General features: G+C 43.8%; 12 protein-coding genes and 1 pseudogene. 5 read left to right on the top strand and 8 right to left on the bottom strand.

The genetic code is table 11. The annotated features are described in order from the left end of the window. A pseudogene (locus H6F41_RS19495) lies at nucleotides 1–129 on the top strand (IS4 family transposase); the annotation flags it as partial. A 188-nt stretch (nucleotides 130–317) separates the two neighbouring features. Here the strand turns inward: H6F41_RS19495 and H6F41_RS11475 are convergent. After that, nucleotides 318–1,028 carry a hypothetical protein gene (locus tag H6F41_RS11475; protein WP_190403616.1) on the bottom strand — a complete coding sequence of 237 codons (711 nt, stop codon included), beginning with the start codon at nucleotides 1,026–1,028 and terminating at the stop codon, nucleotides 318–320. A gap of 730 nt (nucleotides 1,029–1,758) precedes the next feature. On the opposite strand from H6F41_RS11475, the gene H6F41_RS11470 reads away from it, so the two are divergent. Then, on the top strand, nucleotides 1,759–2,745 hold the full coding sequence (locus H6F41_RS11470) for a diacylglycerol/lipid kinase family protein (protein ID WP_190403615.1): 987 nt from the start codon (nucleotides 1,759–1,761) through the stop codon (nucleotides 2,743–2,745). Here the strand turns inward: H6F41_RS11470 and H6F41_RS11465 are convergent. From H6F41_RS11465 to H6F41_RS11450, 4 genes are all read right to left on the bottom strand, one after another. After that, complete coding sequence (locus H6F41_RS11465; RefSeq protein ID WP_190403614.1) at nucleotides 2,742–3,413, bottom strand: phosphatase PAP2 family protein; 672 nt, start codon at nucleotides 3,411–3,413, stop codon at nucleotides 2,742–2,744. The two genes, H6F41_RS11470 and H6F41_RS11465, sit on opposite strands and share 4 nt — an antisense overlap. Before the next feature lie 157 nt (nucleotides 3,414–3,570). Then, nucleotides 3,571–4,323: a DUF561 domain-containing protein gene (locus tag H6F41_RS11460; protein WP_190403613.1), complete on the bottom strand. Its 753-nt coding sequence runs from the start codon at nucleotides 4,321–4,323 to the stop codon at nucleotides 3,571–3,573. 99 nt (nucleotides 4,324–4,422) lie between these two features. Then, entirely contained in the window at nucleotides 4,423–5,781 is a 1,359-nt protein-coding gene (der, locus tag H6F41_RS11455) for a ribosome biogenesis GTPase Der (protein ID WP_190403619.1), read from the bottom strand. Nucleotides 5,782–5,923: 142 nt separating this feature from the next. Beyond that, nucleotides 5,924–6,373, bottom strand: coding sequence for a DUF4332 domain-containing protein (locus tag H6F41_RS11450; protein ID WP_190403612.1), 450 nt, complete (start codon nucleotides 6,371–6,373; stop codon nucleotides 5,924–5,926). 346 nt (nucleotides 6,374–6,719) lie between these two features. On the opposite strand from H6F41_RS11450, the gene prfC reads away from it, so the two are divergent. After that, the gene (gene prfC, locus H6F41_RS11445) at nucleotides 6,720–8,336 is read left to right on the top strand and encodes a peptide chain release factor 3 (RefSeq protein ID WP_190403611.1); all 1,617 of its coding nucleotides are present in this window, start codon (nucleotides 6,720–6,722) and stop codon (nucleotides 8,334–8,336) included. A gap of 43 nt (nucleotides 8,337–8,379) precedes the next feature. Here prfC and H6F41_RS11440 read toward each other — a convergent pair whose 3' ends face one another. After that, on the bottom strand, nucleotides 8,380–9,021 hold the full coding sequence (locus tag H6F41_RS11440; protein ID WP_190403610.1) for a GAF domain-containing protein: 642 nt from the start codon (nucleotides 9,019–9,021) through the stop codon (nucleotides 8,380–8,382). A gap of 91 nt (nucleotides 9,022–9,112) precedes the next feature. On the opposite strand from H6F41_RS11440, the gene H6F41_RS11435 reads away from it, so the two are divergent. Next, nucleotides 9,113–9,667: an Npun_F5560 family protein gene (locus H6F41_RS11435; protein WP_190403609.1), complete on the top strand. Its 555-nt coding sequence runs from the start codon at nucleotides 9,113–9,115 to the stop codon at nucleotides 9,665–9,667. A gap of 92 nt (nucleotides 9,668–9,759) precedes the next feature. Here H6F41_RS11435 and H6F41_RS11430 read toward each other — a convergent pair whose 3' ends face one another. Continuing rightward, nucleotides 9,760–10,074: a hypothetical protein gene (locus tag H6F41_RS11430; RefSeq protein WP_190403608.1), complete on the bottom strand. Its 315-nt coding sequence runs from the start codon at nucleotides 10,072–10,074 to the stop codon at nucleotides 9,760–9,762. Nucleotides 10,075–10,300: 226 nt separating this feature from the next. Between H6F41_RS11430 and H6F41_RS11425 the strand changes: the two genes are divergently transcribed. Further along, a complete protein-coding gene (locus H6F41_RS11425) occupies nucleotides 10,301–10,855 on the top strand; it encodes an Npun_F5560 family protein (protein WP_190403607.1) in 555 nt (184 codons plus the stop codon). Nucleotides 10,856–10,925: 70 nt separating this feature from the next. On the opposite strand, the gene H6F41_RS11420 is transcribed toward H6F41_RS11425, so the two are convergent. After that, nucleotides 10,926–11,186: a hypothetical protein gene (locus tag H6F41_RS11420; RefSeq protein ID WP_190403606.1), complete on the bottom strand. Its 261-nt coding sequence runs from the start codon at nucleotides 11,184–11,186 to the stop codon at nucleotides 10,926–10,928.

The raw sequence follows: 11,186 nt of genomic DNA, 5'->3' as shown, positions 1-11,186 counted from the left end.
AAAAAGCATGGTCACTTTCCTAAGAGTATCTTTCGGCTTGGCTTTGATTTTCTTCGGCATATTATCTTTGACCTTCATCTCAATTCTCAAGCCTTCTTTAACTCTATTAAATTTTTGTCCTGTACTTAGATTTTAGCTACAAGATTAGGCGATCGCGCTTTTGATTAGCTGATTTTATGCTTATGTCTGAACCATCTCACAAAACCAGTGCCATATAAAAACACCCCGTTGAAACATTTTCAACAGGGTGTTTTTACATAAACAAAGTTCATTATTGTAGTGATGTTAGCGATAAGAAATTATATCTAACACTTTACTTATGCTTGGCTATGACCGTTATAGTTGGTTCTTTGAATATGTAGACTACGAGCGCCAACGGTTGCTCCAGCCATTGCCGCCGCAAGTCCTAACAATGAGCCAAAAGTAAAACCCCAGCTAGCCTTAGATCCATTAGAAGCAACCTCACGGGTTTGTTGAGCGCTCAGAGTAGGAATCGGACTTGGTGTTACTCCAGCATTTGGAGCCTCTCCTCCAGAAGGAATACTATTTCTTACATCAGGAATAGTAATTCCATTTTGTTGGGCCTGATTAGCAATCCTATCGGCATTAGCGGCTGCTAAACCAAAAGCACCAGTGACTCCAATAGCTAATAAAAAAGAGCTAATTGCTAGAGTTGTTGCCCAGAGAATCGCTCCATTGAGAGCAGCCGTACTCCGATTTACCGATCCGAAAGATCTTGCGGTTATCCAACCACCGATAAATAAAGAAATAAATAGACTAATGATTGTCCAGATGCCAACGGCTCCAGCAACATCACCTGAGTCAGAGCGAGGTGCGCCCGAACCCGCAATATTACCAAATCCCATTGCTGCACCGATCGCACTTAGCAATAATTGAGAGCTTATGGCTATCACTAATCCTGCGATGATTGCGCCCCAATGAATGCGATCGCTAAACTCTGTAACACCATTACCATTATTACTACGACGCTCTGTAAAAACTTCTTCTGTCTGATTAGTACGAATCATGATTTTTTCCTGTTATTTTGGGCAGTTAGTTTGAATTTTGTTCTTACAAGCGCTGAATTTTCTATTAATTCAGTTGCTTTTTCGATCATCTTTTGGACATTTAGCTTCGTCTCAGCGTTTTGATTTCATCCTAAACGATTACTGTGTTAATGATTTCAAAGTTCTTCTCAGCATCTTGGAGGAGGTTTTCTAAACGATGGAAGATTTCCATGACAAGCTTCAATTAAATACTCCTTGAATAGTTAATAAGAGAAGTTATCTATGTAAACACCATGACAAGGGAATATTTGAGTTTGTGAGTGATTTGATTAACCTGATTTATTACGAAACAAACTGTAGTAAAACCTTAATAGAACTTTCACTTCAATCGTCTCCCTTAGCTTCGCAAGCACTCTCTTAATACCAATCCACAAAAGTGTGACAACACTTTTGTGGATTGAAAACCAGACCTAGCAAGGATTTTAAAAACACAAAACGGCATAGCCGTTTTGTGTTTTGGTATTATGGGTCGGTAGGGTAATCTCTTCAGTTTGATAGATCAGCTTATGGAGGGAAGGGAAAGTCTTAACTAACTGCTATAGTTCTAAAACTTGAGTTCTCTTGGCTCGCTTATTGAACCCATCTAAATTATTGAACTGTAGATCTTTTGCTAAGTAAGCGTGCATGAGAAGGCTCTTATCCTGAGTGTTTACAATAGTTTCAACTTCAAACCAATCGGAAAACGACAGAGATGCATACCCGCCTCATCATCAATCCCACTTCTGGCCCTGCTGACAAACCTGATCTGTCAACGGAAATTGTCGAGGCTTTGCAAAATCAAGGCATTGAAGCTGAACTATGTGCAACTTCACCCGATGAAGATGGCGAGGGTCTATCCGCTGAGGCTGCTAAAGCAGGTGCTGAACTTGTGATTGTAGCGGGAGGCGATGGCACGATTGAAGCTGTAGCAAGAGGGTTAATGCATACTCAAACTGTGCTAGGCATTATTCCGATGGGAACACGTAATAACATTGCCGCTAGCTTAGATATTCCCAACGATTTATCTCAAGCCATTCAGACTCTGGTAGAGGGAGTGCGTGGTCGGTTTGATATGGGTAAGGCAAACAATCATTACTTTGTGGAAGTGGTAGGCGTGGGGCTAGAAGCGACCCTCTTTCCTTGGGGAGATGAACTCAAAGAAGGAATCAAGAACAATTATTGGGCGGCTTTTAAAAGTTTCTTCTCAGGTATTCAAGCTTTTTGGCAATTTAAACAGCACCGCTTGGTCTTGCGCCTTGATGGCAGACGGATGCGTCGTTTACGCATCTTGCAAGTCAATATCTGCAACAGTCCTCGCTATGGAGTGCAATTTGCCTTAGCGCCTGATGCAAAAATGAATGACGGCAAGCTTGACGTAGTGTATATTGATAACCCTTCTAAATGGGATCATATGCGTCACTTTTTTACGGCTATGCGAGGTGAACGACTTCCCCATGAACGGCTTAATACTCATCGAGCCGCTAAGATTGAAATTAAGAGTTATCCACCATTAGAAGTTCATGCCGATGGACAGTGCCTAGGTGTTACCCCCATCACTGTTGAAGTAATTCCAGATGCCCTTTGGATTTGTGTACCTACGCCTGAGTTGCTATTAAAGTTCGCTGACGAAAACAACAGCTATGGTTTGCCAGAGCAGGATGAGAGCATTTCCACCGATCGCCCATCAATCTCAGTTTAAATTCCACTAATTTGAACTAGTCCGTACAAGCATGAGGTAAGCCAGATGCCGCCAGCAACCCATCCACTCAGGACATCTGTTGGCCAATGTACACCAAAATACATTCGACTAAAGCCAACACCCAAGGTTAAAAACACTGCCAAGGGAGCAGTAAGCCATAGAGAAATACCTAGAGACTGCGTGAAGATCGCTGCTAATAAACCGTAAAAGGAAATGGCACTCATGGAATGACCGCTAGGATAACTGTAATCCATCGGACGTTTAGAAGATGCCCATAGATCAGGTCGTTTGCGGCGGAAGAAAGACTTGAAAATGCCATTAAGCAACCATGAACCGCTTAGTCCGATCGCTAAGATCAGAGCTGGAACCTCCTCGTTGCGATAAATAAGAATTCCTGCGATCGCAATAAGTATAGGAATGGTAATTTCGCCCTGAGCCATCCAAGTTAGAGCCATCATATATCTATCTAGGGTTGGATTAGTCCATTCTTTGAGAGTTAGCAAACATGACTCTTCAAAAGGTAGTAACCAATCCCATAGAAGGAAGCGGGCGATGAAAACACCTAGCGCTAAAACGAGCGTACCCGCTAGCAATCCCCCCAGCAGATAGGGAGCAAAAGTAATGAGTGATTGGAACAACCAGTAAAGGCGAGTGCTAATTTGCGCCATCAGCAATCTCCTGAATGTAATCTATAGCTATTTGTAGGCTGTTCATTGTCTTCTGGTGGCGAAAGGCGATCGCAATGAACTGTTGAAAATTCATCACGATCGCCTTTTTGTTTATTGATTTTGCTAATTTACTTACAAAAAGTTAAGCAAATATCGATTACACAACTGCTTGGTTCGCAACATTACTATCGATTGCTTCTCTAAGAGAGCGAACAGTCGCAATCATCGAAACCACATCATTCAATTGATTAACAGCAGAACCAACACCAATACCTGACGCGCCAGCAGCAATCGCCATTGGAGCGGTAATATTGCTCAAACCAGAAGCACACATTACAGGAATGGAAACTGCGCGGCTAATAGCATGGGCGGCAGCGAGGGTTGGCGATGCTTTTTCGATCGCGCCAAGTACACCAGCATGGGTTGGCGCAGAGCTTGTACCACCTTCAGTTTGGATGATGTCAGCGCCGATTGATTCGAGCTTTTCCGCAAGGGTGACTTGCTCATCGAGAGGCAAGGTATGGGGAACGGTTACCGAAATAGCGGTGCGAGGCAACAAGGCTCTAGTTTCTGTGGTAAGAGCAATGATTTCATCGGCAGTAAATACACGACCTTGAGCGTAGAAGCTATCGTAGTTACCGATTTCGACCAGATCTGCGCCATTAGCAACAGCTTCTGCGAGTTTCTGTGCTTCGACTGCCGATACACAAATGGGCAACGAGCAGTTAGCCTTTGCGATCGCAATTAACTCAGCATCAGCCGCGATGTCAACAAAAGTTGCACCACCGTGCTCGGCGGCTTGCACCACCATTTTTACGGAATTGCGATCGAAATTGTGCAGACCGCTAATAATTTTGAGAGCGTTACGGCGACTAAAAGCGGTTGCGAGGGAAAGAGGTAAACGAGACATAAGCGTTGTCATCCTTAATTAGGTTTATTCACTGTATTGCAATTTTAGTATTTAGCCTTGGTATTCAAAAAGAAAATGGGCGCAACGCGCCCATTTTCTTTATCTTAATGCTGAATTTTTGGACTTCTCGACTTCGCGGTCTTTTTTGCCGCGCCAGATAAATCTGAGGGGCGTACCTTCAAAACCAAGAGATTTGCGGAATTGATTTTCGATGTAGCGCTTGTAGTTGTCGTTAAAGCGATGGGGATCGTTAACAAACAGAATAATCGTGGGAGGACTATCGGAGATTTGGGTGCAGTAATAGACCTTGCCCTGTTTGCCGCCACGACTGGTCGGTGGTGCGTGCCATGTGATTGCTTCCGTGAGAGCTTCATTGAGAATTGCCGTAGGGACGCGGCGCTTGTGTTGCTCGGCGGCGATGTCAACGCGATCGAGGATTTGTGTAACCCTCTGACCTGTAAGCGCACTGACAAATATAATCGGCGCATATTCGACAAACATGAGGCGATTTTTGACCTCGGCAGTGTAGTCGTAAATGGTATATGAATCCTTTTCGATCGCATCCCATTTATTGACAACGATGACGCAGGCTTTACCTTCATCGTTAATTCTGCCAGCCAGCTTTTGATCTTGATCGGTAACACCATCAAGGGCATCAATTACCAATAACACTACATCGGAACGACCGATCGCCTTAAAGGCACGGTTAATACTAAAAAATTCAATACCGTAGTCAATATTCTTTTTGCGGCGTACACCTGCGGTATCGATCAAGCGATATTTTTTGCCATCGCGCTCGACTGACATGTCGATTGCATCGCGGGTAGTGCCAGAGATGGGACTAACGATACTGCGATTTTCGCCAATGAAAGCATTGAGTAAGCTCGATTTACCGACATTAGGACGACCAATAATGGCGACTTTAATTTCATCGCTTTCCTTAATGACTTCTTCGGGGGGTGGTAAATGCTTAATTAACTCATCTAATAATTCGCCCGTGCCGTTGCCATGGATTCCCGACATGGGAATTGGCTCACCTAAGCCTAAATTCCAAAATTCTGCGGCTAATGAAAGTCCATACTTAGAGCCTTCACACTTATTAACGGCAAGTAGTACAGGAATATTTTGGCGGCGTAACCAGCCACCCAACTGCTCATCAGCATCGGTAATGCCTGCCATACCATCAACTACAAAAATGACGGCGACTGACTCACGGATGGCAATTTCTGCTTGTTCCCGAATCATCGGTAAAAATTCAGTCTCGTCATCGAATACCAGTCCGCCAGTATCGACGACTTGGAACTCATGCGCTCCCCAAAAACATTCACGATAGACGCGATCGCGGGTTACTCCTGGTTGATCGAAGACGATCGCATATTGCTCTCCCGACAGGCGGTTTACGAGCGTGGATTTGCCCACATTGGGGCGACCGACAACGGCAACAATCGGGAGCGGCATGGCTTTACAGTTTTTGGATTCAGAACTCATTATACTAACTTTAAGCTAGTCCAATCGTCAATTATTTTGATAATTATTTTTATCAAAACCAGAATTTGAGTCGCCAGCTACGCTAGCGACTCAAATTCTGGTTTTAGTTTACTCATACTGAACTTCTCAGCAATTGTTGAGCTTGCTTAACCCAAATTGCCATTTCTGCTATGTCGGGGCAAAGATCGGCTCGCCGAAATTGTTGCACTTGCAGGCGGAGAATTTGCTTGTGCAGCTTGTCCAGAGGAGTTTGGGACAGTTGCTCTAGGGAAACAATGCCGCTATGGACGATGATTCCGCAATGCTGTAAACCCACCGCAGGGATACGCGCCAAATCAGCAAAGGCTAACCATTTAGTCAATAGTTGCAGTCTTACCCCAATTGCGATCGCAAAAGCTTCTTTTTCAGATCTTTTAAACCCAGCCTTTTTGATTAAACTGCGAGTTGTCTGTATACCGTGATCTTTGAGCTTTTGGCAATCTTCCGCACTCAACCCCGGTAACTTTTCAATGGGAAAGTTTAAAGATGAGATAGAAGTTTGAGAGGTTTGAGAAGGTTTCATTGGTTTGTGCGGAAATGCCTAAATGATGTAAAACAATTACTCCTTGTTTTAGCATTAACGTAGTTCAGCATAAATAACCAACCTTAAAAACCAGAAGCGGGCGACTCACGCTCTGATTTTTGGTTTTAATTATGGTTAGCTCCTCACAAAGTTTTAGCATTATCAATTGCGATCGCAATTTTTAGAGTGAATCCAACGCCCAATTGGTAAAACTACACCAAGCAAATTCAAGCAAATTAATAGGCAATTCAACATCTAGCCCTGCGCTATGCGTAAATAGAATTAACGACTTAAAAAATATATCCACAATATATCCAAGCCATAAATACTCAAGCCACAAATACCTATGCAAATTGATCCCGTTGCCGCTGAGTTAGGATTAGAGGTTGATCGCCGCCGTAATTTTGCGATCATTTCTCACCCTGACGCAGGTAAAACTACCCTCACCGAAAAATTATTGCTGTACGGAGGTGCAATCCAAGAAGCGGGCGCAGTCAAAGCTAAGCGCTCGCAACGCAGTGCCACCTCTGACTGGATGGAAATGGAACAGCAACGCGGTATCTCCATTACCTCAACGGTGATGCAATTTGAATATCAAAAGCATTTACTAAATTTGCTCGATACCCCTGGTCACCAAGATTTTAGTGAAGACACCTATCGCACCCTTGCGGCGGCAGACAATGCTGTCATGCTCATCGATGCGGCAAAGGGATTAGAAACGCAAACCCGCAAATTATTTGAAGTTTGTCGAATGCGATCGCTACCCATATTTACATTCATCAACAAACTTGATCGTCCGAGCATGACCCCTCTAGAACTGATTGATGAAATTGAGCAAGAATTGGGACTAGCCACCTATGTCGTCAACTGGCCGATCGGCACAGGCGATCAATTCCAAGGCGTATACGATCGCCGCCTCCAACGAGTGCATCTGTTCCAAAAAACAGGCTCGCACGGTAGTCAAAAAGCCGCAGATAACAGTATTCCTCTCGATGATCCTGATATTGAGTCCTTAATTCCACACCACCTGTACATCCAGTTACTCGAAGACTTAGAGTTACTCGATGGTATTGGCGTTGACCTCGACCTTGCCGCCATTCATGCAGGACAGCTCACCCCTGTATTCTTTGGTAGTGCCATGAATAACTTTGGCGTAGAACTATTCCTCGAAGCATTCCTCGAATATGCCCTCAAACCCACCATCCATAACAGCGATCGTGGTGAAATTGCCCCCACTCATCCTGAATTCACAGGCTTTGTCTTTAAGCTACAAGCAAATATGGATCCCAAACACCGCGATCGCATCGCCTTTTTGCGAGTTTGTTCGGGCAAGTTTGAAAAGGATATGGTCGTTACTCATGCGCGGACAGGAAAGCAAATGCGCCTATCGCGTCCGCAAAAGCTGTTTGCTCAAGACCGTGAAACCGTCGAGACTGCCTATGCAGGGGATGTCGTGGGCTTAAATAATCCGGGAAGTTTCGTGATTGGGGACACAGTTTGTGTCGGTTCAAGGCTGCGCTATCCCGAAATTCCTTCCTTTTCCCCAGAACTATTTGCTTATCTCAGAAATACCGACCCCACCAAATACAAAAGCTTTAATAAAGGCGTATCGGAGTTACAAGAAGAAGGTGCAGTACAAATTCTTAATTCCGTTGATGAAAGCAAGCGTGATCCTGTCCTTGCTGCGGTCGGACAGTTGCAGTTTGAAGTTGTCCAGTTTCGTCTCGCCCAAGAATATGGCGTAGAAACCTATTTAGATATCCTGCCCTATTCCGTAGCAAGATGGGTGGTTGACGGCTGGGAGGCTCTGGAAAAAGTGGGACGGCTATTTAATACCTTTGTTGTCAAAGACCGTTGGGAGCAACCAGTATTGCTATTTAGAAATGACTGGAATTTAGACCAAATTAAATCCGATCATCCTGATCTGAAACTAAGCCCTATTTCCATTGCTCCCTCTTCATAATTTAGAGATTCCAAGTAACTTTAAATTCGGGGCATTACTGGGGCTATTTTGCGCCTAGAGGGTTATATTCAGCATGGAGTCGAGCATTGACAATAATTGCCGTGATTGATTCCATGCTGCATTGCAACATCACTGCGATCGCCTCATCAAAATGATGAGGCTGTGCATGGGTGAGCGTAATGATCCCAATCGGATCAATGCCATAAATTAAAGGAACTGCCAGTGCTGACCGAGTAACATAGGGTTGGTTCGGCAATTGTACCCAGCGATTATCAAGTACCGTATCAGTCACTAACCCAATTTGCCGATGACGTAATGTCCACCCCGCTAGACCATCATCTAAAACTTGAGAAATCAATAAATCTTTAATATCACGAGTGACGGGGCCACGAGCCAAAATACTCTCCATGATTACCCTATCCTCATCAATCAAAAAAATACTCCCCTCTTCAGCCTCTGTATATTTAATGAGTGATTGTAATGTATGTTTGAGTGTAGCCTTAAGAACTAAGCTCCCAGTAACTGTTTGAGCGTGAGAAATTGAGCTTTTAAGTAAGTTTGTTTGTAATTCGAGAGCTGCTTGTGCCACGAGTAGCAATGTGTGTTCTTCCAGATCGACCTGCAAAGGCACAATGTCTAGATGACTATGTGCTAGCTGTTGAGCGTTGCTCTTGGGAAAATTCATGCGCGATTATGCTTTGCGGGTTGAATAAATTGCTAATCAGGTACTTGTGTGATATATATCTTAGCCTAAATTCCCTAATCAAGTTGCACCTATGAATGCCACAGTAAATGCTCCCGTCAACCCTTCCGAAAACGTTACAGAGACTCTTCAGAAGGAAATAAATTTACTTAAGGTCGATTTAGAACAAAAGGATCTGCTAGTACAACAGCTTTCCGAAGAGCTTTTTCGTTTGGTGAAGGGAAACACCGCTTTTTTGCCTAATGCTGAAATTCATGAACAACATTCTGAGGAAATGCGTCTTTTAGCCGAGAAATTGGCATTGGTCGAAAATCAACTAGTGCTTACCCAAGCCCAAGTTCAAGAACGCGATCGCGAAGCTATCGACTTACGACAGACGATTCAAGAAATGAGCGATCGCAATCGGATGCTTGAGCAAGTAGTTCAAGAATTGCCAAATATTTATCGTGCCAAGTTTGCGGAGCGAATTGTGCCAATCAAGCAAAAAATCGAAGCTTTGCAAAAGGAAAACCGTCAGCTACATATTGAATTGCAAAGCCTAAGTTTCCGTCTCTCTGGTCGTACTCGTCGCCCTGCTGTTCAGCAACACCGCATCGAGTTACCAAGAGTCATGCCTGCGATGGGCTAACTGTTCTGCAAAAAAATAGGATAGCTGTACTACTCTGTGCAGCTATCCTATTTTTTGCGGTTTTAGCTACAGGTTAAGAACTACAATGAGCCTCAGTTAGGCTGAGGTGAAAATGTTGCAAAAGGTGTTGGGAAAGATGTTGCCCTGGTTGTTGGAGAAGGTTTTGGAGCTGGTGGAGTAAAATTCGGAATGTCACCACTTACAGGGAAAGGTGTATTAGACTTAATCGAGATACCGTGGACAGTCATGGTGATAAAAGAGGTTAGTTCTCCAGTCCCATTGGAATTGATAAAGTTAACTGGGGGAAACTCTTGTTTGTCATCATCTGACTCCGCAACCGCATGCAGATGAACTAAACTGCAACTAGCTATGGCGATCGCCATAGCGAAAAAAAATTTTTTTAACATGGTCGGTTTAGCTCCATAACAGTTGATTTGTGTACTTTGTTAGTAAATAATATGTTCTTCCAGATCAACTTGCAAAGGCACAACGTCTAAATGACTATGTGCTAGCTGTTGAGCGTTGCTCTTGGGGAAATTCATGCGCGATTATGCTTTGTGGGTTGAATAAATTGCTAATCAGGTACTTGTGTGATGTGTATCTTAGCCTAAATTCCCTAATCAAGTTGCACCTATGAATGCCACAGTAAATGCTCCCGTCAACCCTTCCGAAAATGTTACAGAGACTCTTCAGAAGGAAATAAATTTACTTAAGGTCGATTTAGAACAAAAGGATCTGCTAGTACAACAGCTTTCCGAAGAGCTTTTTCGTTTGGTGAAGGGAAACACCGCTTTTTTGCCTAATGCTGAAATTCATGAACAACATTCTGAGGAAATGCGTCTTTTAGCCGAGAAATTGGCATTGGTCGAAAATCAACTAGTGCTTACCCAAGCCCAAGTTCAAGAACGCGATCGCGAAGCTATCGACTTACGACAGACGATTCAAGAAATGAGCGATCGCAATCGAATGCTTGAGCAAGTAGTTCAAGAATTGCCAAATATTTATCGCGCCAAGTTTGCGGAGCGGATTGTGCCAATCAAGCAAAAAATCGAAGCTTTGCAAAAGGAAAACCGTCAGCTACATATTGAATTGCAAAGCCTAAGTTTCCGTCTCTCTGGTCGTACTCGTCGCCCTGCTGCTCAGCAACACCGCATTGAGTTACCAAGAGTGATGCCTGCCATGGGCTAACTATGCAGCCAAAAAAATAGGATAGCTGTACTACTGTACAGCTATCCTATTTTTTGGCGATTAATATAGTTTAACTAGGGTTCCATCCGCATCCCTTGTGTTCTGGTTCTGGAGGTGTTGGCAAAATGAAATTCGGTATTTCACCACTTACAGGGAAGGGAGTGTTGGATTTAATCGAAATACCGTTGATAGTCATGGTTATAAACGAGGTCAGCTCACCAGTGCCATTAGAATTGATAAAGTTAACTGGAGGAAATTCTGGCTTGTTCTCTTCTGACTCAGCCGCCGCAGGAAGATGAACCAAACTGCAACTAGCTAGAGCGATTGCCAT

Source organism: Pseudanabaena mucicola FACHB-723 (assembly GCF_014696385.1).
Lineage (GTDB): Bacteria > Cyanobacteriota > Cyanobacteriia > Pseudanabaenales > Pseudanabaenaceae > Pseudanabaena.
Note: the sequence above shows the minus strand (reverse complement) of the source record. Positions and strands in the feature narration are given on the sequence as shown.

Bases quoted from the DNA above. Each gene is read 5' to 3' on its own strand.
- H6F41_RS11425 (WP_190403607.1), top strand. From the start codon at position 10,301: ATGAATGCCACAGTAAATGCTCCCGTCAACCCTTCCGAAAATGTTACA.
- H6F41_RS11440 (WP_190403610.1), bottom strand. From the start codon at position 9,021: ATGAATTTTCCCAAGAGCAACGCTCAACAGCTAGCACATAGTCATCTA.
- H6F41_RS11475 (WP_190403616.1), bottom strand. From the start codon at position 1,028: ATGATTCGTACTAATCAGACAGAAGAAGTTTTTACAGAGCGTCGTAGT.
- H6F41_RS11470 (WP_190403615.1), top strand. From the start codon at position 1,759: ATGCATACCCGCCTCATCATCAATCCCACTTCTGGCCCTGCTGACAAA.
- H6F41_RS11460 (WP_190403613.1), bottom strand. From the start codon at position 4,323: ATGTCTCGTTTACCTCTTTCCCTCGCAACCGCTTTTAGTCGCCGTAAC.
- H6F41_RS11450 (WP_190403612.1), bottom strand. From the start codon at position 6,373: ATGAAACCTTCTCAAACCTCTCAAACTTCTATCTCATCTTTAAACTTT.
- H6F41_RS11465 (WP_190403614.1), bottom strand. From the start codon at position 3,413: ATGGCGCAAATTAGCACTCGCCTTTACTGGTTGTTCCAATCACTCATT.
- H6F41_RS11420 (WP_190403606.1), bottom strand. From the start codon at position 11,186: ATGGCAATCGCTCTAGCTAGTTGCAGTTTGGTTCATCTTCCTGCGGCG.
- H6F41_RS11430 (WP_190403608.1), bottom strand. From the start codon at position 10,074: ATGTTAAAAAAATTTTTTTTCGCTATGGCGATCGCCATAGCTAGTTGC.
- H6F41_RS11435 (WP_190403609.1), top strand. From the start codon at position 9,113: ATGAATGCCACAGTAAATGCTCCCGTCAACCCTTCCGAAAACGTTACA.
- prfC (WP_190403611.1), top strand. From the start codon at position 6,720: ATGCAAATTGATCCCGTTGCCGCTGAGTTAGGATTAGAGGTTGATCGC.
- der (WP_190403619.1), bottom strand. From the start codon at position 5,781: ATGCCGCTCCCGATTGTTGCCGTTGTCGGTCGCCCCAATGTGGGCAAA.